The organism is Janthinobacterium psychrotolerans, from assembly GCF_001677885.1.
In the GTDB taxonomy this organism is placed as follows: domain Bacteria; phylum Pseudomonadota; class Gammaproteobacteria; order Burkholderiales; family Burkholderiaceae_D; genus Janthinobacterium; species Janthinobacterium psychrotolerans.
Window position 1 is genome coordinate 53603 of record NZ_LOCQ01000054.1, and the last position, 21039, is coordinate 74641.

Consider the following 21039-nt stretch of genomic DNA (forward strand, 5'->3'; position numbering starts at 1 on the left):
TACGGATGCGTGTGGCAAAATGAAGTAGAAGTTAATTGCTAGTTTCGCAATCTGAACGAGCGTTATGGTCTACATGATAAAATCCCGGCACGTAAGACCAGTAGCGCCGTGTTGTTCTGCGGATATCACCCCCCGAAAGGAAAAAAGAATGAATAAATTTGTAACGCTGTTTTTCGCTGCATCCGCAGTGATTGCTGGCTCGGCTTCGGCTCAAACCCCAACCTCGCCACCATTCGCTCCAGTGACCACCGACATCAAGGCACCAACGCCAAAGAGCGCCTATGTGCAAGATGCCCGCGGCGTAATCGTGCGTGACCCATTCGGCCTGTGCTGGCGTACCGGCTACTGGACACCTGCTGACGCGGTGCCAGGTTGCGACGTGCCACTGTGCGTAGAACCAGAAACCCTGCAAAACGGCAAATGCGTGGCACCTCCTCCGCCACCAGCACCAGCGCCTGCTCCAGCACCAGCGCCAGTGGTTGTGCCAGTACCAGCAGCTCCTACCTCGGAAAAAGTCAGCTTCGCCGCTGATGCCTTCTTCGACTTCGACAAAGCCACTCTGAAACCAGAAGGCAAGTCGAAACTGGATCAGCTGACCACCCAACTGGGCGGCATCAACCTGGAAGTCATCATCGCTGTGGGTCATACCGACTCCGTCGGCACCGATGCTTACAACCAGAAACTGTCGGTACGTCGTGCTGATGCTGTCAAAGCCTACCTGGTCTCCAAAGGCGTTGAAAGCAACCGCGTGTACACCGAAGGCAAAGGCGAGAAACAGCCAGTTGCTGACAACAAAACCGCCGAAGGCCGTGCGAAAAACCGTCGCGTGGAAATCGAAGTGGTTGGTACCCGCAAGTAATTGCTCCAACGGCTGCGCCTGATCCGACCATCAGATCAAGCGCATTCGAGAAAAACCCCGCCCCGGCGGGGTTTTTTTTCGTCCGTGGCTGCCCGTTTTGAAAAATGCCGCTATCATTCCACCCATGAACGCCGACCCTCTAGAAATCCAAAAATTCAGTGAGCTGGCCCACCGCTGGTGGGACCCCACTTCCGAGTTTCGTCCCCTGCACGAAATTAACCCCCTGCGCCTGGAATGGATCAACGCGAAAGTGCCGCTGGCCGGCAAGCGCGTGATCGACATCGGCTGCGGCGGCGGCATCCTGGCCGAGTCGATGGCCCGCAAGGGCGCCGACGTGACGGGCATCGACCTGTCCGAAAAAGCCCTGAAAGTGGCCGACCTGCACAGCCTGGAGTCCGGCGTGAACGTGCGCTACAAGCTGATCGCCGCCGAAGCCATGGCCGCCGAAGAAGCGGGCCAGTACGATGTGGTGACCTGCATGGAAATGCTCGAGCACGTGCCGGACCCCTCGGCCATCGTGCAAGCCTGCGCCGCGCTGGTCAAGCCGGGTGGCCATGTGTTCATGTCGACCCTGAACCGCAACCCGAAAGCCTATCTGTTCGCCATCCTGGGCGCCGAATACGTCTTGCGCCTGCTGCCAAAAGGCACGCACGACTACGACAAATTCATCACCCCGGCCGAACTGTCGCAATTTGCGCGCACGGCCGGCCTCGACCTCCACGGCATGCGCGGCATGGGCTACAACCCGCTGACCAAGATTTATTCGCTGACCAACGACACCAGCGTGAACTATCTGGTGGCCTGCACCCGCCCCCTGTAACTCAAAAGCAACACCCAAGGCGGCTGCGGCCGCCATTTTTCTTTTTTTACTCACTTTTACCGACCAGCGCCCGCCATGACCACCGACCACCTGCCAGCCCCGCGCGCCATCCTGTTCGACCTCGACGGCACCCTGGCCGACACCGCACCCGACCTGGCGGCGGCCATCAACCTGATGCGCACCCGCGCCGGCCTCGCCCCCACGCCCTACGAAGTGCTGCGCCCCACGGCCTCGGCCGGCGCCCGCGGCATGATAGGCGCGTCCTACGGCATTGCCCCCGGCGAAAGCGGCTACGAGCCTCTGAAAAACGGTTTCCTCGACAACTATGAAGCCGCCCTCGCCGTGGAAAGCCGCTTGTTCGACGGCATCCCCGAGCTGCTCGACGGCCTGACGGCCCTCGGCCTGCAATGGGGCGTGGTCACCAACAAGGCCGCCCGCTTTACCGACCCGCTGATCAAACAGATCGGCCTGGCCAGTGCCGGCTGCGTGATCTCCGGCGACACCATGGCCCACCCGAAACCGCACCCCGCCCCGCTGCTGGAAGCGGCCCGCCGCCTGAACCTGGCCCCCGAGCAATGCTGGTACGTCGGCGACGACCTGCGCGACATCCAGGCCGGCCGCGCCGCCGGCATGCGCACGATCGCCTGCGCCTGGGGCTACTGCGGCCCGGTCGAGCCCTTGTCGTGGAACGCCGATTATTTGCTGGAGACGCCGGCGGCGTTGCTGGAGCTGGTGAGCGAAGTCGTGCTGGCGGAGCGGGAAAGGCAGCTGGCGGCTTGATACCGCATCTTCTATGCGTAGCGTTCAATACTGCGAATGCACCATGCAAGACTACGAAGTTTGCGCTACAATGAATGTTCTGTGGGGACGACCTGGTTTCGACGTGGGTTGCAAAGCAGCGCAGGGCATACCGAGGGCGGGCTACCTCGTAAATACAACCTGAAAAAACTTAACTGCAAACGATAACTCGTACGCACTGGCAGCTTAATCGCTGTTAGCTCTAGAACACCTCGTCCCTGGGGTGGGCCGTCAAAAGCTCTAGAGTCATTTACAGGGACTCGTCGTATGCTGGGTTACTTAGCGTCCGACTAAATAATAGGTAACTCGCTTGCCCATAACGTGCACATCCGTGCTGGCTGAGTTAAATTAAATGATAGTGCTAAGTATGTAGAACTGTCTGTAGAGTGCTTGCGGACGCGGGTTCGATTCCCGCCGTCTCCACCACTGGATAAAAAACAAAGGCCCCCGAGCGCAAGCGACGGGGCTTTTGTTTTTTATCCAAAGACGAAACAGCCAGAACCGAATCCGCGTCCGGCACGGACGCGGGGCGTAGCGGGGAATTCGCCCCGCATGCGGGGTGCCCGCGCAGCGACGTTGCGCTGCAGCGCAACGGCTCCCCGATTCTTCTGACCAAGGAAGCGCCCCGGCGCTTTTGCCTTGTCTCCACCACTGGATAAAAAACAAAGGCCCCCGAGCGCAAGCGACGGGGCTTTTGTTTTTTATCCAAAGACGAAACAGCCAGAACCGAATCCGCGTCCGGCACGGACGCGGGGCGTAGCGGGGAATTCGCCCCGCATGCGGGGTGCCCGCGCAGCGACGTTGCGCTGCAGCGCAACGGCTCCCCGATTCTTCTGACCAAGGAAGCGCCCCGGCGCTTTTGCCTTGTCTCCACCACTGGATAAAAAACAAAGGCCCCCGAGCGCAAGCGACGGGGCTTTTGTTTTTTATCCAAAGACGAAACAGCCAGAACCGAATCCGCGTCCGGCACTGACGCGGGGCGTAGCGGGGAATTCGCCCCGCATGCGGGGTGCCCGCGCAGCGACGTTGCGCTGCAGCGCAACGGCTCCCCGATTCTTCTGACCAGGTTTAGGCAGCAGGCCGCGCTTCGAAAATCATCTAATGCTCAGGCCGTGCCTGAATGGCGGACCTGACCCCGGCCGCGTGCTAAAAACCGGCGCATTCCTTAACTTGGGAAAATTGGCTCGCAAGCGGGCGGGCTCCGATTAATCGCAGGTGATTTCGCTACAGGGATAACCGACGCCAAACCAATCAATGTCAGATCAGGTTGCGACTACTATAGGTAATACTATTCATGGAAAACTACTACATGTTGGGTGTGGCAGTTAAAAACTTGGCTCCGCTTTCTTCTTACGCTGAGCCAAGAAAGCTTGAATATGTGGCGCGTGGATGCGAACCTGAACACTTGGGCGTGCTGGTGCGTTTTGGACGATCAAGGTCTGTTGACGTACAGAAGCACCCCGTCGCTCAGCAGCGACTGCCTCTGCATCCATTCGCATCATTTCACGGATAGCTCGACCAGATGCTGGCGCCAAAAATTGGCCTCCTACTGAAATTCGTCTCATTTACCCCTCCTAGTTCAAACTTTAGCAACAAGACGTGTCATCGACCAACCGTCGAAATCGCTCACGTCAAACTCCATGATACACCCACTTCCATCGCGCTCCCAAAGATCGTAGCGACCACCGTCCAAAAGCGTGGAAATGCGCATTGGCTGGGTCAAGTCAAATCTCCCATCCGCCAACAGGTCAGGCATCATTTTATCAAGGATGTCGTCAGGTATCTCTGCGTCATATCCTAGTTTAGGCCAAACTTTCCACCCTATTGCTGGATCATTTGCGGCTGTAGCAACAATCATCGCAAATCCAAGCTCGTTCGCAGCTAGCGCCTCCGTAAGTAAAGAGTAGCTCGCGATCCCTTGCCCACGATAATTTTCTTTTATGTAAAAAGCAACATTGTCAATGATGGTTACAGACCCGTCTTCATCTTGACGCTCAAGTATCTTTCGCTCCATACGACGCTCAAGTATTTCTGGAGCATCGACTTCCAAAACAAGAGCATCGACGATACCAAACTCAGTACTGGTTTTCTTCCTCTTGACAAAGATCGTAGAGCCATCAAATGCCCCTGCAAGTTTCCAGATCCAATCTGAAATGTCGCGGCCATCGACTACCGGAGGGTTTGTCCCCGCCGCATACTGAATTGTTACTTTCCCGGTAAAACTTACCACAAAACCTCTCCCCAATGGATACAAGAACAGCATCCCAAGAAAATGGCTTTTCGTAAGCGCAACGTCAGTACCGTCATTGCTTTTCCGCCTGCCATTAGCCTAGCCTGCCGGCACACGAGCGCCAGATTATAAATCGATGATTTTCCGCAGCAGTGCCGGCGACACGCGCCATTGCTCGCCATCGCACAACAGGGAGCAGGTCTTGGTGTTGATGCGCACGATGTTGCCGACGCGTTCGCGCAGGTGCTTGTCGGTGAAGGCAACGGTATCGCCGAGTTTGAATTCAGGCAGGTCCGGTGCTCGCGGCCGCAGCGGTGGCGCTGCCGGTTCGCCATGCTGCGCGGGATCGGCCACGATGGCCACATAGGGCAGCTTCCATTGGGTACGCGTGATGTCATCCTGTACTGTCGCCTGCGTCGGCAGCAACTGCAGCACGCGGCCCGGCGCTAGGGTACCCCGGCGGTGATCGAAGTACATCACGTGTGCGCCCAGATGCAAATGGCGGCGCACTTCAAGAATGCGTTTCGGGTCAGTGATCATCTGGTTGATGGCCAGGCTGAGTTCGTACAAGTCAAGGCTGGGCGCATTGCGCAGCGCGTCAAGAAGGCGGTTATCCATGGCGTCAGTGTAGCGCAAATGCCACCGTCTTACCCAGCTGGCAGGCTCAGCTTGGAGCCGTCTCCGGGTTTTTCAGACCTGCCCCCGCTTTTTTTGACCACTGCCTTTTTGACACAACGCAACCGCCTGCCAAGATGCCCAACAGATACTGATCCTGTTTATCAAAAAGATAAACCAGCAACATCTCGATCAACACATCTGTTCAACAGTCCGCGCCATGCCCCTTGAACTCCAACCAAAAGATCATCGTGGATATTTCATCCTGCCTCAAGCGCCAGAAGGCGCAGGCTATTACGTCTATGGAAACCTCAACCACATGCCGAATTCCGGGCATCTGGCTCAACATGCGCATCCCAACATGCTGTCCTTGATTTTCCATATCGAACATCAATGGCAAGCAATCGACGACCGCAAGTTTGGAATAGGGAATATCAGCATCGCGGAAGGCGTAGCCTATGACAAGCACAAAAGCCACCAGAAGGGTATTGAAATGGATATCCGCCCGGTGCGAAAAGACAAGCTCACGGGCCAGGCTGCGCGCGTGTCGCGCTTTGATGAGGTGTATGACCGTGATGCCACGATCAAATTGATACGCCTGTTTCTGCGGCATCCTGGCGTAACCAAGGTATTTTTCAACGACGCAACGATTCAAAAGGAAATAGGCAGTGGGCGGGTGCGTTTTTTAATGGGCCACGACGACCATCTTCATATTGAAATCCGGGAGCATTGATGAACCTCCGTTTGCTTGTCCTTGCAGCCTTCTTGCTCCACATCGTCTCCGTCATGGCGGCCGATACGTCGCCACCAAGCACACCCAAGCCCTTGCGCGGCGATTATCAAATCTATGGCGGCACCTTGTCGGAAATGCTGCCGCCCACGCCCAGCGACAAGAAGGTGGCGTTCATGGTGACGGGACCAGCGGCGAAAGACCTGTTCCTGCAGATTGGGCCGAATATCGCCAAGGAAAATGCCTGCAGCGAGGCAAAGGACTACCGGGAGCGCCGCCGCGGGGACTTATCGTGCGTGCACATGAAAGGCGAAGGCTACAGCTGCTATTTCGGACTCGACCTCAAGACGGGAAAAGGCATGCATGGCGCCATCTGCTAATCAACAGCAGCTCAATTCGCCATCAAATACACAATCGCCCTGCGATACTTCCCCACCCGCTCCAGATCCTTCTGCGATGGTTCCGCAATCCTCGACAAATCACTATTCTCCATCAGATCCGCCAGCTTGACCGCCTTCCCCACCGGATCGAGCGCCGCGCGCGCCACGAAATCCTCGTACGATTCCCCTTCAATCTTGGTCACGGCGCGCAAGCCCTTGACCACCTCGGCCGAAAACCCTTCCCGCTCCAGGTCTTCAAACGTGACCTCGCTATCCTCGACCACATCATGCAGCACGGCCACAATCTGCTGCGCCCCCGGCGCCACGCGCAGCATCACGCGCAAGGGGTGCAAAATATACGGCGCGCCACCCTTGTCGAGCTGGCCGGCATGCGTCCTGGCGGCAATCTCGATCGCACGTTCCAGCGTTCCCTGCCTGATCTCCAGATTCATTTTCACTCCTTGACGAGCACAGCCTTGCGCCAGCCACGGCGCTGCAGATGGCAGACGCTGGTGCACAGTACGGCGGGCAATAATAAATTCAGTACCGGCACCAGCATCAGCAGGCACAGCATCAGCCCCAGGGCAAAGATGGCCGGGCCTTGCAGGCGGCTCAGCGCCTGCCGCTGTTCGCCGTCGAGTACGCCATCGGCCGCCGCGCCATACACCAGCCGCACGTTCCAGGCCAGCAGCCACGCGATCAGCACGAACATGGCCCACAGCGGTATCAGCAAGGACAACAACAGCAGGATGCGCTTGCCCCACGACGGCTTGGAAACAACAGCGGATAGGTCCGCTGGCGGCTGCCACCCCGGATAGCGGCGCGCCACCACCTCGCGGGCGCGCCCGAGCAGGAGCGAGCGCAGCGGCAAACGGGCGGTGCTGATGGCGCCGACGATAAACACCAGCACATAGAAAAAGGTGGCCAGCGCCAGCAGGGCCAGCGCGATCTGGCCGATCGACAGCAGCGATTTGACCAGGCTGCCCAGGCCGCCGGTGATATTGCCCATCTGCGAGATGGTGGCCGGCCCGCTGGCCAAGGTTCCCACGCCATCGAGCACGCCCACGCCCAGGAGGCCGGTGACGGACACCAGCGCCAGCATGCCGCTCAGCTCAAGAAAGAACTGGCCGAAATAGATATACAGGCCCAGCCAAATCAGCACCGCCGCCATGCATAGCAAACCGGAGCGCCCCCATAGTCCCGCATGGCGCGTATCGCGCAAGCCGAGGCCGATGCAGGCAGACGCTTCCCGGAAAGCCTGGGACCAAGTGTGCAGTGTGTTTTTCAAGGCAGGCAAGCTCCGCAATCAAGGGACGGATACAGCGATCCGCATGTTGCTGATTGTACATGGACGAGTCCGGCGCACGGCTGGGCAGCCGGACATGCTGTCCCCTGCTTCAAGCGAAGAGAGAGCCGCATTCAAATCGACGGGGGCGCAGCGAACGATCCTGGCGCCATACCGGAGCGGCCCCGAGACGGGAAAAGCAGCGCCCTTCCCCGCAACACGGGGAAAGGTACTACACCATCAAAAATCCACATTCGCCGACAACCACAGCCTGCGCCCATCCATATTGTTCACATAGCGGCTGGCGTAGGTCAGTGCCGGCCCGGATGTTGCGCGGTACGGCTGGTAGTCGATAAAGTTCTTGTTGAGCAGATTGTACACGGCGGCATTCAGCGTCACTTTCGGCGTCACCTGATAGCTGGCGCCCAGGTGCAGCATGGTGTAACCCTTGTAGTCGCCCAGCGCGGCCTTGGCGGCGCGGGTCGAGGCCGAGGTGCCGGGGTCGCGGAAGCGGTCGCTGCGGTATTCTGCGCGCAGCCAGCTCTTCCATTCACGCGTGATATCCCAGGTCAGGCGCGCGTTGACGGCGTGCTTGGGCGTGTCGCCCAGCGGCTGGCCGGCGTTGCTGCCGCTCTTCTGCTCGCTTTCCGTATAGGTGTAGTTGGCGGTGGCGGCCACCGTCTTGCCCAGCGGGAAGCGGGTATTCATTTCCACCCCGCGCGTGACGGCCTCATCGACGTTGATCGACTGGCCGAAGGCGTCGACCCTGGGCCAGTTGCCGAAGTTCACGCAGCCAGGGCGGTTCGGCGATGGGCTGTAGCTGCAGTTGACCAGGCCGGTGCCGGTGGTGATCTTGTCCTTGAACTCGTTATTGAACACGGAAAAGCTGGCGGTCCAGCCGGCCAGGTTATCAAAATAGGCGCCCAGTTCGGTGGTGGTGCTGGTTTCCGGTTTCAGGCCGGGGCTGCCGACCAGCGGGATCGTGCCCTGGCCGCCGAAGCCGTTGATGCCGGGCGACAGTTGCTCGACGCGCGGCGTCTTGTAGCCTTTGCTGAGGCCGCCCTTGACGGTCCAGTTCGGCGTAGCGTTCCAGACAGCGTAGCCGCGCGGGCTGGTCTGGCCGCCGAAGATGCTGTGATCGTCATAGCGCGCGCCCAGGGTCAGCGCGAAACTTTCCAGCAAGCGCCATTCGTCTTCCGCGAACAGGGCTTTTTGGGTGAATTCAAACATCTTCGGCGCCACGCCGTCGGTCATCTCGGCCTTCCACCACTGCGCGCCGATGGTCGACATGTGATTGCCCCACGGCAGCACCAGCTTGGTGTCGAAAACACGGCTTTCCACTTCCAGGGTGCGGGCGCTGCCGGCCGCGGCGCTAGGTGTGCCCGGCGGTATGGTGCGGCCCAGAGTTTCCGTCTTGTTCACCATATAGCTGCTGTCCAGGGTGCCGAAACCGAGGCGGCCCGTGTGCGACAGGGTCCACTGGTCGCGGTTGTATTTCTGCTCGGGGCCGTAGCCGCCCTGCACTGTCTTTGTACCCAGCTGGCTGTTCGAGTTGTCATAGGTCTGGCGGCCCGCTTCGGCGTCCAGGGTGAAGGTATGAAAACGGTTGGGCGTGAACGCCAGGCGGCCGCCAAAGTTTTCCACGTCCGAACGCACGGGGTTGGCGCCCATTCTTGCGGGCTCTTCCGCGCCGGCCTGCGTTGGTTGGTGGATATTGGCCGCGTCACGGCGCTGCTTGCTGCCGCGCAGCGACAGGCCCAGGGTATCGGCAACAAGCGGTCCGCTCAGGTAAAACTTGCCCGCCTTGACGTCGCCGAACGACGATTCCTGCTGCACGGTGTAATCGGCGCCGACCGAGCCGATCCACTTCTTGCCCACCTTGCGCGTGATGATGTTGATCACGCCGCCCATGGCGTCGGAACCGTACAGGGTCGACATCGGGCCACGGATGATCTCGATGCGCTCGATGGCCGCCAGGGGCGGCATGAAGCTCGTCTGCGTGCCGCCAAAGCCGTTCGGCGTGACATTGCCGGCCGCGTTCTGGCGCCGGCCGTCAATCAGGATCAGGGTGTAGTCGCTGGGCATGCCGCGGATGCTGATGTTCATGCCGCCGGTCTTGTCGCCGGCCGCGCCGACGTCGATGCCTTCCACGCTTTCGAGCGCCTGGGTCAGATTGCCGAAGCGCTCGCGCGACAGCTCTTCGCGCGTCAGCACGGTGATCGAGGCAGGCGCCTGCTTGATGTCCTGCTCGAAGCCGGCGGCCGAGACCACCACTTCAGGCATGGTGTCGGCGGCGATCACTTCGGCGAAGGCGGTGCCGGACAGCGCGGCCAGGCTCAGGGCAAGGATGGTGCGGCGCGGCAGGCGGGGGGTGCGATGAAACATTCAATCTCCAGGGTAACGGTTTTTTCAATTCAAGAATAGGAATCATTTACAATTGATGGTGCAAAGAAGTTCTTAAGAGCTTCTTAACTAGTTGCAACCAAGACACAAGGTAGTGAAAACACCAACACCATGCGCATATTGCTGACAGAAGACGACCCGCAACTGGGCCGCGCCACCCAGATCGGCCTGGAACAAGGCGGCCACGCGGTCGACTGGGTCACCTCGGCCGAACAGGCGCACACGGCGGTGCGGCTGCATGACTACGGCTGCATCCTGCTCGACCTGGGCCTGCCCGGCCAGGACGGCATGGCGGCGCTGTCCATGCTGCGCACGCGCGGCTACCAGGGCGCAATTTTGATCGTCACGGCGCGCGACAATGTGGCCGGACGCATCGCCGGGCTGGATGCGGGCGCCGACGACTTTATCGCCAAGCCATTCGACCTCGACGAGCTGGCAGCACGCATCCGTAGCGCCTGCCGGCGCGCCGCTGGCCGCGTGCGCGAACACCTGGTCCATGGCGACCTGGTGCTCGATATCGCCGAACGGCAAGTGACGCAGGCGGGCACACCCGTGGCGCTGACCCTGAAGGAATTTCGCATCCTGCAGATGCTGGTGGAACAAAGCGGGCGTATCCTGAGCCGCGAACAGCTGGAAAAAAATCTTTATAGCTGGGGCGAGGAAGTGGAAAGCAATGCGATCCAGGTGCATATCCATCACCTGCGCAAGAAACTGGGACGTGGCCTGATCCGCACCGTGCATGCGGTCGGCTATTGCAGCGACAAGCCCGCAGCGACAATCGCCGCGTGATGACCAGACCAAGCTGGTCGCTGCGGCGCACCCTGCTGGCGGGCCTGCTGGGGCTCACCGTCCTGCTGTGGGGCAGCAGCGCGGCCATCATCTACGTGGAGGCGCAGCAGGAAAGCGCCGAACTGTTCGACCAGTCGCTGGTGGAAACCGGGCATCTGCTGCTGTCGCTGGTGGAGAACGACCTGCGCAACCGGGGCGGCAAGGCCACCATCGACCTGCCGCTGCGCGGCTATCCGAACCCGCACCACTACCTGCGCTTCAAGGTACGCGACGCGCAGCAAAACGTGCTGTACCGCAATGACGGCGCCCTGAACACCTCGCTGTCGCGCAGCGCGCCCGATGGCCTGTCGTGGACTACCATCGACGGCCAGCAATGGCGCTTGTTCGTGCTGTGGGACGCGCCGCGCCAGCTGCAGCTGCTGGTTCTTGAACCGACCAGCCACCGCGACGACATCAGCAGCCGCTTCTTCTACAAGATCGCCGTGTTCGGCGCGCTGCTGGTGGCCCTGGCGACGTTGGTCATCTGGTGGAGCATCAACCGCGTGTTTCGCGCGCTGCGCGATTCGGCCCTGGAAGTGGCCGCGCGCACGCCGAACGACCTGGGCGACGTCAGCCTGCACGGCGTGCCCAGCGAAGTGCACCCCTTGCTGCTGGCGATCAACCGCCTGTTCGGCCGGGTGCGCCATACGATGGAATACGAGCAGCGTTTTACGGCCGACGCCGCGCACGAACTGCGCACGCCGCTGGCGGCCATCAAGACCAATCTGCAGGTGCTGCAGCGCGCGCGCAGCCCATTTGAACGCGATGAATTTATCGTCGGCTTGGGCATCAGCGTGGAGCGCGCCAGCCGGCTGGTCGACCAGCTGCTAACCCTGGCGCGGCTCGACCCGCAAGCGGGACCGGCCACCGTTTTGCGGCAAATCGACCTGGCCGGCCTGCTGGCGGAACAGGTCGAGTCATGGCAGGAACAATGCGCGCAGCGTGGTCTCGCGTTGAAGGTCGACCTGCGGCCGGCGCCGTGTCTGCTGGAGCCGGACAGCCTGCGCATGCTGGTGCGTAACCTGGCCGATAACGCGATGCGCTATACGCCGGCGCCGGGACGCATCACGATCAGCTGCGGCCAGCACGACGGTGCGTCTTACCTGCGCGTGACGGATACGGGGCCGGGCATTGCGGCAGCGATGCGCGAGCGCGTCTTCGAGCGCTTCGTGCGCCTGGCCGGCGCGCATATGCATGGCAGCGGACTGGGACTGTCGATCGTGCGGCGCATCGCCGACAGCCATCAGGCCAGCATCACGCTGGCTGCGGGAGAAGAAAATCGGGGACTGGCGGTGACGGTGAGGTTCCCGCCAGCCTGAAGGTCTTCAGGAGATATTCTGCCGCCGCGCCAGCGGCACATATTCGCCGGGCAGGCCGGCCGTTTCCAGCGCGTCGGCAAACGCCAGCAGGAACTTGGCCGGACCGTGTTCCGTGACCAGCAGGGAGGCGCCCTTGTGCCGCAGCAGCTTCAACACTTCCTGTTGGTGCGCCTGGTATTCGGGCGAATGGCCATAAAAGGTCTGGTACATTTCCAGCGTTTCCATGGCCTTGGCGGCCAGGATGAATTCGGGTTTGTCCATGATATCTCCTCGTGGTGAGTGGAAAAAAACCGTACAAAAAGCTGTGACTGTCGATGCCATCATACGCCTGAATGCGGCGCTTGCGGTGCACGCTCAGGTAACATGACCACCTTCGCCTCACAGGACCGCCCATGCCTTATTCATTTAATGCCCTGCCCTGGCTGCGGGCGTTCGCTCTTGCCCTGCCGCTTGCCTCGCTCACGGCCTGCGCCAGCCCGCCCGCGCCCGAGACTTTGTTCGTGGCCAGCGCGCTGACGGCGCCGCACTCGTTCACCAAGGGCATCGAAGGCCCGGCCGTCGATGGTGACGGCAATATCTACGCCGTCAATTTCGCGCGCCAGCAGACCATCGGCAAGGTCACGCCCGATGGCCAAGGCGAGGTGTTCCTCACCCTGCCCGGCGCCAGCATCGCCAACGGCATCCGCTTCGGCAGCCGCGGCCAGATGTACCTGGCCGACTATATCGAGCACACGATCTACGTGGTGGACCCGGTCACGCGCGCCATCGCCATTCATGCACGCGACGCGCGCATGACGCAGCCCAACGATATCGCCATCACGCAGGACGACGTGCTATATGCGAGCGATCCGAACTGGAAGGAAAACACGGGCCGCGTGTGGCGCATCGCGCGCGACGGCACGGTCACGCTGGCCTTGGATACCATGGGCACGGCCAATGGCATCGAGGTCAGTCCCGATGGCAAGATCCTGTATGTGAACGAAAGCGTGCAGCGCAATATCTGGGCCTACGATATCGGCGCCGACGGGGCCTTGAGCGGCAAGCGACTGTTCCGGCGCTTCGACGATTTCGGCATGGACGGCATGCGGGTCGACGTGGACGGCAACCTGTACGTGACGCGCTACAGCAAGGGTACGGTGGTCAAGCTGTCACCGCAAGGCAAGCTGCTGCGCGAGATCAGCGTGCCGGGCGCAAAGCCCAGCAACATCAGCTTCGGCGGCCCGGACGGACGCACGGCGTATGTGACGGAAGTGGTGCAAGGCCGGCTGCTGCAGTTCCGGGTGGACCGGCCGGGGCTGGAGTGGCAGCGGGGGCAGGAGCGGAAGGTGTATCCGCTGGCAGTGCCGGCGATAAAGTAACGCCGGCCGGGTGGACGCAGGTAGGATTACGCGCTACGCGCTAATCCGACCTACGCGACCTGTCTGCGCCCTTTTAAGACGGAATCACCCGCTCTTCCTTCAACCGGTCAAACAAGGTGAAAAAAGCCTCCGGCGTATCCTGGTAATCGAGAAAACCCGCCTTGCGGCTCTTGCCCATGTCGGTCATCACTTCCATCGGCCGGCCAAGGTCGGCGTCGGTATGCCACCATGACGCGAGGCGGCTCACGTCCGCTTCCACCAGCCCGTGCTGCTGCGCGATGGCGCGCCACTGTTCTGCCGCGCCGTCCATGCGCCCGGCCAGCGGCGAGATGGTATCGGGCAGCTCGGCCGCTTCAATGCCGAAGTAGGCGGCCAGGCGCGGCCACAGCCACTTCCAGCGGAACACGTCGCCATTGACGATATTGAAGTCCTGGTTGGCCGCGGCCGGGCTGTCGGCGGCCCAGGCCAGCTGGCGCGCGATCTGGCCGGCGTCGGTCATGTCGGAAATGCCGTTCCACTGCGCGGAAGAACCGGGAAACACGAACGGCTGGCCGCTGGCCTTGCACAGGGTCGCGTAGACGGCCAGGGTCAGGCCCATGTTCATGGCGTTGCCCAGTGCATAGCCGATGATGGTGTGCGGACGGTGCACGCTCCAAGTGAAGCCGTATTCTTCGGCCGCTTCGAACAGGCGGTCTTCCTGCTCGTAATAGAAATTCTCGACATCCTGGCGGCCCTGCTCTTCACGGAACGGCGTGACCGGCACCGAGCCCTTGCCGTAGGCGTCGAACGGTCCCAGGTAGTGCTTCAGGCCCGTCACCAGCGCCGCGTGGCGCAGGTTCCCATTCGGCCCAAGGGCGGCCAGTACATTGGCGACCATGGCGCCGTTGACGCGGATATTTTCTTTTTCAGTTTGCTGGCGCGCCCAGGCCGTGAAGAACACATGGCTGGCGTCGATATTGGCCAGTGCCGCAGCCACGGCCGCGCCATCGGTGGCGTCCAGCTGCAACGCGGTGCAGCCGGCCGGCACGGGGGTGCGTCCGCGCGACACGCCTGTCACTTTCCAGCCCTGCGCCAGCAAGTGGGTGGCCAGGTTGCTGCCGATAACGCCGCTGGCGCCGATAATCAATGCGTGCCTGTTCATAAGCCCTCCAGAATAAACAACCATCATATAACGGACATGAATTCTTATCCGCGATACTATTTCAGCTTATTCATGAAAAAAATTCGCTCATCATGTCCGACCATCTGAAAGGCATCGCCCCTTTTCTCGCCACCGCCGACGCCGGCAGCTTTACCAGGGCGGCCGAACGGCTGCACCTGACCAGTTCCGCCGTCAGCAAGAGCGTGGCGCGCCTGGAACAGCGCCTGGGGGTGCTGCTGTTCGAGCGCAGCACGCGGCGCTTGAAACTGAGCAGCGCCGGCCAGGCCTATTACGCCACCTGCAAGCGCGTGCTGCAGGAACTCGCCGACGCGGAAAACGTGCTGGCCGAGCAGGAAGGCGAACTGGCGGGCGCGGTGCGCATCGGCGTGCCGGCGTCCTACGGGCGCATGCGCGTGATGCCGGCGCTGATCGCCTTGTGCGAAAAATATCCGCGGCTGCAGCCATCGATCGCCTTCAGCGACCGCTTTGTCGACCTGTTCGAAGAGCGCATCGATATCGCCGTGCGCATCGGCGCGCCGGGCCAGTGGCCGGCCACGCTGGGACAACTGCATCTCGGTGAAGAACGTTTGATCTTTTGCGCGGCGCCCGCCTACCTGGCGCGGCGCGGCACGCCTGCCGCGATCGAGGAACTGGAACGGCACGATTGCATCGCCTATGGCCGTGGCGATGGCACGGCCTCGCCGTGGCTGTTTGAACATGATGTAGGAGTGGAGCGGCGCGTGGTGACGCCGCGCTTGATCGTGGGTGACGCCGAAGCGCAGACGGCCGCCGTGCTGGCCGGCCTCGGTATCGCGCAGCAGGCGACGTGGCTGGTACGGGAGCACCTGGCGGCCGGCGCCATCGTGGAAGTGCTGCCAGACTACGCCACGCCAGGCTTGCCGCTGTACCTGGCGTGGCCGCTGGCGCGCCAGCTGACCACCAAGACGGGGACGCTGCTGCAGGAACTGAAGCAGCGCCTGTCGATTGGCGATTAATTCGTCAACAATTAATACAGCACGTTCTTCGCTTCCGGCAGGTCGACATTGGCCTTGGTAACGATCACCACGCCGGTGTTGACGAAAGGCGCGACCTTCTTGCCTTCGATCAGGCTGACGATGGTTTTCACGCCCAGCGCGCCCATCGAGTAGGAGCCCTGCACGGCGGTCGCGTACAGGGTGCCGTCCTTGACGAAGTTTTTCAGGTCTTCATTGCCGTCAAAGCCGACGCCGATCACCTTGCCGGCCTTGCCTGCCTGCGCAAGCGCGCGGCCCATGCCGACGGCCGTCGGCTCGTTGGCGCCGAAGATGCCTTTCAGGTCAGGGTTCGAGGCCAGCACGTCGGTGGTCTGGTTCAGGGCGGTGGCCATCTGCGACTGCGAGTAATAGGTGCCGACGATCTGCAGCTGCGAGTTCTTTTCGATATAGCGCTTGAAGCCGCCCACGCGGCCCGTCTCGGAACCGGCGCCGGCCACATACGACATCACGGCGATCTTGCCGGTCTTGCCGACTTGCGAAATCAAGGCCTTGGCGCTGGCTTCGCCGGCCGCTTCATTGTCGGTCGACAGGAAGGACTGGTAATAGCGCTTGCCGCTGTCGGCCACCAGGGAATCGATCAGCACCACGGGGATCTTCGCTTCCCAGGCTTTTTTCAGGGCCGGCACCAATGCATCCGGGTCCGAGGCGGCCAGCACGATGCCCGCCACCTTGCGGGTGACGGCGTTTTCCACCATGCTGACCTGGTCGGCAATGGCCGACTCCGAAGCCGGTCCCTGGAACGTCATGTTGTACCCCTTGGCCTCGGCAGCGCTGGCAGTGGCGCCCTTTTTCACGTTCTGCCAGTAGTTCGAGTTGGTCGTCTTGACGATCACGGCGATCTCTTTGGGCGCGGCGACTGCGGCGCTGGTGCTCAGTGCAAATGCTGCGGTCGTCAAGCCGAGCAAGATGGTGTTGAAGGTTTTCATTGTCGTCCTCGTTTAATTATAGATTTAATGGATATGACTTCAGGTCTCACTAACTCACTAACAGTGCTGCTTCAGGCGCGGTTGCGCTTCTGATCGATCCAGACGGTCAGCAGAATGACCAGTCCGATAATGATTTGCTGGATAAAACTCGATACGCCGTTCATGTTCAGGCCATTGCGCAGAATGCCGATCACGAACGAACCGATGACGGTGCCCGAAATGGTGCCGATGCCGCCGATCAGGGAAGCGCCGCCGATCACGGCGCTGGCGATCGCATCGAGTTCATACATCACGCCTTCGTTCGGCTGCGCCGTCACCAGGCGCGACATCAGCACGCAGCCGGTCAGGCCCGACAGGGCGCCGGACAAGGTGTACACCAGCAGCGTGACGCGGCCCACTTTTACCCCAGACAGGCGCGCCGCTTCGGCGTTCGAGCCGACGGCATAGATATGGCGGCCAAAGGTGGTGCGGCTGAGCATGACGGACACGGCCACGGCGATCACCACCATCAGCACCACCGGATACGGAATGCCGGGGAAGACCACTTCGGGGAAAGTGCCGCCCGTGTCGCGCTCGATGCGCCACAGCACGCCGTTACCGAGTTCGCCGAACGATTCGCCCAGGCCCGAAATGGCGCGCGCACCGGTCACCTGCAAGGCCAGGCCGCGGGCGATCAGCATCATGCCCAGGGTGGCGATAAAGGGCGGCAGTTTGAGTTGCGTGATGCAGAAACCGTTGACGGCGCCGCACATGGCGCCCACCACGATGCCGCCCAACATGGCGACCGGCACCGGAATACCGCTCTTGACCAGCATGGCGGCGGCCACGCCGGCCAGCGCCAGCACCGAGCCGGAACTGAGGTCGATGCCGCCGGTGATGATGACGCAGGTGGCGGCGATGCCCAGATAGGCAATCGACGTCACCTGCAGCGCCACGCTCATGCCATTGCTGACCGAGAAAAACGCGTCGCTGGTCAGCGAAAACACCAGCAGCAGCAGGGACAGACTGCCCAGCGCGGCAAATTTTTGGATCAGTTCTTTATTCATTTTCTTGTGGCTTTCTGATGTTAATGCATTGCTGCCTGGCGGCCCGATGCGAGATGCATGATTTCCTCCTGCGACGACTCGCGCGTGTTGACGATGCCGCTGATGCGCCCTTCGTGGAACACGGCCACCCGGTCCGTCATGCCCATGATCTCGGGCAGCTCGGAGGTGATCAGCACCACGCCGATGCCCTCCGAAGCCAGCTTGTCGAGCAGTTGATAAATGGCGAACTTGGCACCCACGTCGATGCCGCGCGTGGGCTCGTCGAAGAAGATGATTTTCGATTCGCGGTACAACCACTTGCTGATGACGATCTTCTGCTGGTTGCCGCCCGACAGATTGCGGGCGATCTGCTTCGAGGTCGGCGTCTTGATGCCCAGCGCGGCGATGTACTGCTTGGCCACCGCCTCTTCTTTCGCAAAGTCGATAAAGCCGAAACGGTTGGACAGCGCCGACACATTGGTGAGCGTCAGGTTGGCCGCCACCGACATGCGGATCGCCAGGCCATGGCTCTTGCGGTCTTCGGACAGGTAGGCGATGCCGTGGTCGATGGCGTCGATGGGCGAATCGATCACCACTTCCGTGTCGCCCAGGTGGATGGCGCCGCTGGTGAGCGGATCGGCGCCGAAAATGGCGCGCGCCACTTCCGTGCGCCCTGCCCCCATCAGGCCGGAAAAGCCGAGGATTTCGCCGCGTTTCAGGTCAAAGCTGAGCGGGCCGAACACGTCCTTGCGGCACAAATCGGTCACGCGCAGCAGCACGTCATCGGTCGGTTTTGAATAGCGCTCGGGAAATTTTTCGTCCAGCGTGCGGCCCACCATTTTTGCCACGATGGCGTCGAGGCTGATGGCGTGGAAATCGTCGGTGCTGACAAATTTGCCGTCGCGCAGCACCGTCACCCGGTCGATAATGTGCTGCATTTCTTCCAGCCGGTGCGAGATATACACCACGCTCACGCCATTGCGTTTCAGTTCATTGATGATCGCGAACAGCTGGCCCGTTTCGCTTTCCGTCAGTGACGACGTGGGCTCGTCCATGATCAGCACTTCGGTATTGAGCGACAGGGCCTTGGCGATTTCCACCATCTGCTGCTGGGCGCAGGACAGGTTCTTGACCAGTTGGCGCGGATCGATGCGCAGCTTGAGCCGGTCCAGCAGGGCCTGCGCGTCGGCACGCATCTTCTTGCGGTCGATGAAAAAGCCGCGCACCGGTTCACGCGCCAGGAAAATATTTTCCGCCACGCTCAGGTGCGGGATCAGATTGAGTTCCTGGTGGATGATGGCGATGCCGGCCGCTTCCGCGTCGACGCTGCTGCCAAAGCTGCACACCTTGCCCTTGTAGACCAGTTCCCCCTCGTCGGCCTGGTACACGCCGCTCATCACCTTCATGAGGGTGGACTTGCCGGCGCCATTTTCGCCGCACAGCGCATGCGCTTCGCCGCGGCGCAGGCTGAAGCTGACATTGTCGAGCGCCAGCACGCCGGGAAAGCGTTTGCTCACGCTATTGAGCGCCAGTATCTCGTCGGATTGATTCATGGTGTGTCTCCTCCACTCCACTGCGATTTAACGGCGCGCCGATGTCTGTGCATCGTGTTCCCGCGCCGGTCCTGCCTTGCCTGTTAGCCGTCGATCAGTTCCGGATTCCATGCATGCACGGTCTGGGCCTGCTCACCGAGGCCGGTGATCCCGAGGCGCATGGTATCGCCCGGTTTCAGGTACACGGCCGATGGCTTCTGGCCCATGCCCACGCCAGGCGGCGTGCCGGTGCTGATGATGTCGCCCGGGTACAGGGTCATGAAGCGGCTGATATAGCTGACCAGGCTGGCCACGCCGAACACCATGGTTCTGGTATTGCCGTCCTGGACGCGCTTGCCGTTCACTTCCAGCCACAGGCCCAGGTTTTGCGGGTCCGCCACTTCGTCGGCCGTCACCAGCCACGGTCCGATCGGGCCGAAGGTGTCGCAGCCCTTGCCCTTGTCCCACTGGCCGCCGCGCTCCAGTTGATACTCGCGCTCGGACAAGTCGTTCACCACGCAGTAGCCGGCCACGTGCGACAGCGCATCGGCTTGCGACACATAGCGCGCGGTGGTGCCGATCACCACGCCCAGCTCCACTTCCCAGTCGCTCTTTTTCGAGTCCTGCGGCATCACCACCGCGTCGTTGGCGCCGATCACGGCGCTGGTGGCCTTCATGAACAGCACCGGTTCGGCCGGCACGGCCATGCCCGATTCGGCCGCATGGTCGGCATAGTTCAGGCCCACGCACAAAAACTTGCCCACGCCTTGCCATGGCGGCGCGATGCGGCCCGGGTTGGCCACCACTGGCAGGCTGGCTATATCGAGCGCAGCCAACGTCGCCAGTCCATCGCGGCTCAGCGTGGCGCCGGTAATGTCAAGCAGCACGCCGGACAGGTCCCGCACGGCGCCGTTGGAATCGATCAGTGCAGGTTTTTCAGCGCCCTTGGCGCCATAACGCATCAGTTTCATTGTTGTCTTTCTTTGTAGTGATTAATTTGACCAACCGCCATCGATGACGTGCGTCATTCCAGTGGTGAAGGCAGATTCGTCGGAAGCCAGGTAGACGGCCAGCGCGGCGATTTCATCGGCCTTGCCGACCCGGCCCATCGGCTGGCGCGCGACAAAGGCGGCTTGTACGGTTTCCACGCTGACGCCCGTCGCTTCGGCCTGGGCGGCGATCCGATCCTTGAGCGAGGGCGACTCGATGGTGCCGGGGCAGATCGCATTGCAGCGGATGCCGCGCGTGACAAAGTCCGCCGCCACCGACTTGGTCATGCCCACCACGGCCGCTTTCGAGGTGCCGTAGATAAAGCGGTTCGGCGCGCCCTTCACGCTCGACGCCACCGACGACATATTGACGATGGAGCCGGCGCCTTTTTCCAGCATGCCGGGCAGGACGGCGCGCATCAGGCGATACATGGAGCGGGCGTTGATGTCAAAAGAGCGGTCCCAGGCCGCGTCGTCGCAGTCAAGGATGGTGCCGCCGTCGACAAACCCCGCGCAGTTGAACAGGATATCGACCGGGCCGATCTCGTTCACCAGCGCGGTGATGGCCGCGCCATCGGTCACGTCGAGCAGGCGCACGGTGCAGCCGGTCGCTTCTTTCAAGGCGTCGAGCTGGGCCTGGTTGATATCGGTGGCGATCACGGTCGCGCCTTCGCGCACGAATGCTTCGGCGGTGGCGCGGCCGATGCCCTGGCCGGCGGCGGTCAGTAGTGCGGTTTTGCCTTGTAGTCTGGCGGTCATGCTTGTCT

Annotated in this window: 21 protein-coding genes and 1 other RNA gene; 10 read left to right on the forward strand and 12 right to left on the reverse strand. The window is 61.6% G+C overall.

The genetic code is table 11. From position 1 onward, the window contains the following. Window positions 1-148: 148 nt before the first annotated feature. The 4 genes from ompA to ssrA all read left to right on the forward strand — a co-directional run bounded on the left by ompA (window position 149) and on the right by ssrA (window position 2903). Window positions 149-859 carry an outer membrane protein OmpA gene (ompA, locus tag ASR47_RS11950; RefSeq protein ID WP_065308008.1) on the forward strand — a complete coding sequence of 237 codons (711 nt, stop codon included), beginning with the start codon at window positions 149-151 and terminating at the stop codon, window positions 857-859. Between the two features lie 124 nt (window positions 860-983). Then, window positions 984-1679, forward strand: a complete 696-nt coding sequence (ubiG, locus tag ASR47_RS11955) for a bifunctional 2-polyprenyl-6-hydroxyphenol methylase/3-demethylubiquinol 3-O-methyltransferase UbiG (RefSeq protein WP_065308009.1) — start codon at window positions 984-986, stop codon at window positions 1677-1679. Between the two features lie 75 nt (window positions 1680-1754). Next, window positions 1755-2459, forward strand: a complete 705-nt coding sequence (locus ASR47_RS11960; RefSeq protein WP_065308010.1) for an HAD family hydrolase — start codon at window positions 1755-1757, stop codon at window positions 2457-2459. 83 nt (window positions 2460-2542) lie between these two features. Then, window positions 2543-2903: a transfer-messenger RNA gene (ssrA, locus tag ASR47_RS11965) on the forward strand. A gap of 1153 nt (window positions 2904-4056) precedes the next feature. Here the strand turns inward: ssrA and ASR47_RS11970 are convergent. Both ASR47_RS11970 and ASR47_RS11975 read right to left on the reverse strand, forming a co-directional pair. After that, the gene (locus tag ASR47_RS11970) at window positions 4057-4740 is read right to left on the reverse strand and encodes a GNAT family N-acetyltransferase (RefSeq protein WP_065308011.1); all 684 of its coding nucleotides are present in this window, start codon (window positions 4738-4740) and stop codon (window positions 4057-4059) included. A gap of 93 nt (window positions 4741-4833) precedes the next feature. Then, window positions 4834-5325 carry a hypothetical protein gene (locus tag ASR47_RS11975; RefSeq protein ID WP_065308012.1) on the reverse strand — a complete coding sequence of 164 codons (492 nt, stop codon included), beginning with the start codon at window positions 5323-5325 and terminating at the stop codon, window positions 4834-4836. Between the two features lie 217 nt (window positions 5326-5542). On the opposite strand from ASR47_RS11975, the gene ASR47_RS11980 reads away from it, so the two are divergent. Both ASR47_RS11980 and ASR47_RS11985 read left to right on the forward strand, forming a co-directional pair. After that, entirely contained in the window at window positions 5543-6055 is a 513-nt protein-coding gene (locus tag ASR47_RS11980) for a penicillin-insensitive murein endopeptidase (protein WP_082988885.1), read from the forward strand. Next, window positions 6055-6432 carry a hypothetical protein gene (locus ASR47_RS11985; protein ID WP_150127777.1) on the forward strand — a complete coding sequence of 126 codons (378 nt, stop codon included), beginning with the start codon at window positions 6055-6057 and terminating at the stop codon, window positions 6430-6432. Before ASR47_RS11980 ends, ASR47_RS11985 begins: the two co-directional genes overlap by 1 nt. 11 nt (window positions 6433-6443) lie before the next feature. On the opposite strand, the gene ASR47_RS11990 is transcribed toward ASR47_RS11985, so the two are convergent. From ASR47_RS11990 to ASR47_RS12000, 3 genes are all read right to left on the reverse strand, one after another. Continuing rightward, complete coding sequence (locus tag ASR47_RS11990; protein WP_065308015.1) at window positions 6444-6884, reverse strand: HD domain-containing protein; 441 nt, start codon at window positions 6882-6884, stop codon at window positions 6444-6446. 2 nt (window positions 6885-6886) lie between these two features. After that, window positions 6887-7720, reverse strand: a complete 834-nt coding sequence (locus tag ASR47_RS11995) for a hypothetical protein (protein ID WP_150127778.1) — start codon at window positions 7718-7720, stop codon at window positions 6887-6889. Window positions 7721-7957: 237 nt separating this feature from the next. After that, window positions 7958-10102: a TonB-dependent receptor domain-containing protein gene (locus ASR47_RS12000; RefSeq protein WP_065308017.1), complete on the reverse strand. Its 2145-nt coding sequence runs from the start codon at window positions 10100-10102 to the stop codon at window positions 7958-7960. 129 nt (window positions 10103-10231) lie between these two features. Between ASR47_RS12000 and ASR47_RS12005 the strand changes: the two genes are divergently transcribed. Together ASR47_RS12005 and ASR47_RS12010 are read left to right on the forward strand one after the other, a co-directional pair. After that, window positions 10232-10909 carry a response regulator gene (locus ASR47_RS12005; RefSeq protein ID WP_065308018.1) on the forward strand — a complete coding sequence of 226 codons (678 nt, stop codon included), beginning with the start codon at window positions 10232-10234 and terminating at the stop codon, window positions 10907-10909. Then, window positions 10909-12267 (forward strand): sensor histidine kinase, encoded by a 1359-nt coding sequence (locus ASR47_RS12010; RefSeq protein ID WP_065308019.1) that lies wholly within the window; start codon window positions 10909-10911, stop codon window positions 12265-12267. Before ASR47_RS12005 ends, ASR47_RS12010 begins: the two co-directional genes overlap by 1 nt. Before the next feature lie 6 nt (window positions 12268-12273). Here ASR47_RS12010 and ASR47_RS12015 read toward each other — a convergent pair whose 3' ends face one another. Continuing rightward, window positions 12274-12528, reverse strand: coding sequence for a hypothetical protein (locus ASR47_RS12015; protein ID WP_065308020.1), 255 nt, complete (start codon window positions 12526-12528; stop codon window positions 12274-12276). A gap of 131 nt (window positions 12529-12659) precedes the next feature. Between ASR47_RS12015 and ASR47_RS12020 the strand changes: the two genes are divergently transcribed. Further along, a complete protein-coding gene (locus tag ASR47_RS12020) occupies window positions 12660-13625 on the forward strand; it encodes an SMP-30/gluconolactonase/LRE family protein (protein ID WP_065308021.1) in 966 nt (321 codons plus the stop codon). Window positions 13626-13698: 73 nt separating this feature from the next. On the opposite strand, the gene ASR47_RS12025 is transcribed toward ASR47_RS12020, so the two are convergent. After that, a complete protein-coding gene (locus ASR47_RS12025; protein WP_065308022.1) occupies window positions 13699-14766 on the reverse strand; it encodes an SDR family oxidoreductase in 1068 nt (355 codons plus the stop codon). 92 nt (window positions 14767-14858) lie between these two features. Between ASR47_RS12025 and ASR47_RS12030 the strand changes: the two genes are divergently transcribed. Next, window positions 14859-15761 carry a LysR family transcriptional regulator gene (locus ASR47_RS12030; RefSeq protein WP_065308023.1) on the forward strand — a complete coding sequence of 301 codons (903 nt, stop codon included), beginning with the start codon at window positions 14859-14861 and terminating at the stop codon, window positions 15759-15761. An 11-nt stretch (window positions 15762-15772) separates the two neighbouring features. Here ASR47_RS12030 and ASR47_RS12035 read toward each other — a convergent pair whose 3' ends face one another. The 5 genes from ASR47_RS12035 to ASR47_RS12055 all read right to left on the reverse strand — a co-directional run bounded on the left by ASR47_RS12035 (window position 15773) and on the right by ASR47_RS12055 (window position 21031). After that, window positions 15773-16726 carry an ABC transporter substrate-binding protein gene (locus tag ASR47_RS12035; protein WP_065308024.1) on the reverse strand — a complete coding sequence of 318 codons (954 nt, stop codon included), beginning with the start codon at window positions 16724-16726 and terminating at the stop codon, window positions 15773-15775. A 71-nt stretch (window positions 16727-16797) separates the two neighbouring features. Further along, window positions 16798-17772: an ABC transporter permease gene (locus ASR47_RS12040; protein WP_065308025.1), complete on the reverse strand. Its 975-nt coding sequence runs from the start codon at window positions 17770-17772 to the stop codon at window positions 16798-16800. Between the two features lie 20 nt (window positions 17773-17792). Continuing rightward, window positions 17793-19304 carry a sugar ABC transporter ATP-binding protein gene (locus ASR47_RS12045; protein WP_065308026.1) on the reverse strand — a complete coding sequence of 504 codons (1512 nt, stop codon included), beginning with the start codon at window positions 19302-19304 and terminating at the stop codon, window positions 17793-17795. An 83-nt stretch (window positions 19305-19387) separates the two neighbouring features. Further along, window positions 19388-20254 (reverse strand): fumarylacetoacetate hydrolase family protein, encoded by an 867-nt coding sequence (locus tag ASR47_RS12050; RefSeq protein ID WP_065308027.1) that lies wholly within the window; start codon window positions 20252-20254, stop codon window positions 19388-19390. Window positions 20255-20275: 21 nt separating this feature from the next. Beyond that, entirely contained in the window at window positions 20276-21031 is a 756-nt protein-coding gene (locus tag ASR47_RS12055) for an SDR family oxidoreductase (RefSeq protein ID WP_065308028.1), read from the reverse strand. Window positions 21032-21039 lie beyond the last annotated feature (8 nt).

Coding starts and splice junctions, on each gene's coding strand:
- ompA (WP_065308008.1), top strand. CDS start 149: ATGAATAAATTTGTAACGCTGTTTTTCGCTGCATCCGCAGTGATTGCT.
- ubiG (WP_065308009.1), top strand. CDS start 984: ATGAACGCCGACCCTCTAGAAATCCAAAAATTCAGTGAGCTGGCCCAC.
- ASR47_RS11960 (WP_065308010.1), top strand. CDS start 1,755: ATGACCACCGACCACCTGCCAGCCCCGCGCGCCATCCTGTTCGACCTC.
- ASR47_RS11970 (WP_065308011.1), bottom strand. CDS start 4,740: ATGCTGTTCTTGTATCCATTGGGGAGAGGTTTTGTGGTAAGTTTTACC.
- ASR47_RS11975 (WP_065308012.1), bottom strand. CDS start 5,325: ATGGATAACCGCCTTCTTGACGCGCTGCGCAATGCGCCCAGCCTTGAC.
- ASR47_RS11980 (WP_082988885.1), top strand. CDS start 5,543: ATGCCCCTTGAACTCCAACCAAAAGATCATCGTGGATATTTCATCCTG.
- ASR47_RS11985 (WP_150127777.1), top strand. CDS start 6,055: ATGAACCTCCGTTTGCTTGTCCTTGCAGCCTTCTTGCTCCACATCGTC.
- ASR47_RS11990 (WP_065308015.1), bottom strand. CDS start 6,884: ATGAATCTGGAGATCAGGCAGGGAACGCTGGAACGTGCGATCGAGATT.
- ASR47_RS12000 (WP_065308017.1), bottom strand. CDS start 10,102: ATGTTTCATCGCACCCCCCGCCTGCCGCGCCGCACCATCCTTGCCCTG.
- ASR47_RS12005 (WP_065308018.1), top strand. CDS start 10,232: ATGCGCATATTGCTGACAGAAGACGACCCGCAACTGGGCCGCGCCACC.
- ASR47_RS12010 (WP_065308019.1), top strand. CDS start 10,909: ATGACCAGACCAAGCTGGTCGCTGCGGCGCACCCTGCTGGCGGGCCTG.
- ASR47_RS12015 (WP_065308020.1), bottom strand. CDS start 12,528: ATGGACAAACCCGAATTCATCCTGGCCGCCAAGGCCATGGAAACGCTG.
- ASR47_RS12020 (WP_065308021.1), top strand. CDS start 12,660: ATGCCTTATTCATTTAATGCCCTGCCCTGGCTGCGGGCGTTCGCTCTT.
- ASR47_RS12025 (WP_065308022.1), bottom strand. CDS start 14,766: ATGAACAGGCACGCATTGATTATCGGCGCCAGCGGCGTTATCGGCAGC.
- ASR47_RS12030 (WP_065308023.1), top strand. CDS start 14,859: ATGTCCGACCATCTGAAAGGCATCGCCCCTTTTCTCGCCACCGCCGAC.
- ASR47_RS12035 (WP_065308024.1), bottom strand. CDS start 16,726: ATGAAAACCTTCAACACCATCTTGCTCGGCTTGACGACCGCAGCATTT.
- ASR47_RS12040 (WP_065308025.1), bottom strand. CDS start 17,772: ATGAATAAAGAACTGATCCAAAAATTTGCCGCGCTGGGCAGTCTGTCC.
- ASR47_RS12045 (WP_065308026.1), bottom strand. CDS start 19,304: ATGAATCAATCCGACGAGATACTGGCGCTCAATAGCGTGAGCAAACGC.
- ASR47_RS12050 (WP_065308027.1), bottom strand. CDS start 20,254: ATGAAACTGATGCGTTATGGCGCCAAGGGCGCTGAAAAACCTGCACTG.
- ASR47_RS12055 (WP_065308028.1), bottom strand. CDS start 21,031: ATGACCGCCAGACTACAAGGCAAAACCGCACTACTGACCGCCGCCGGC.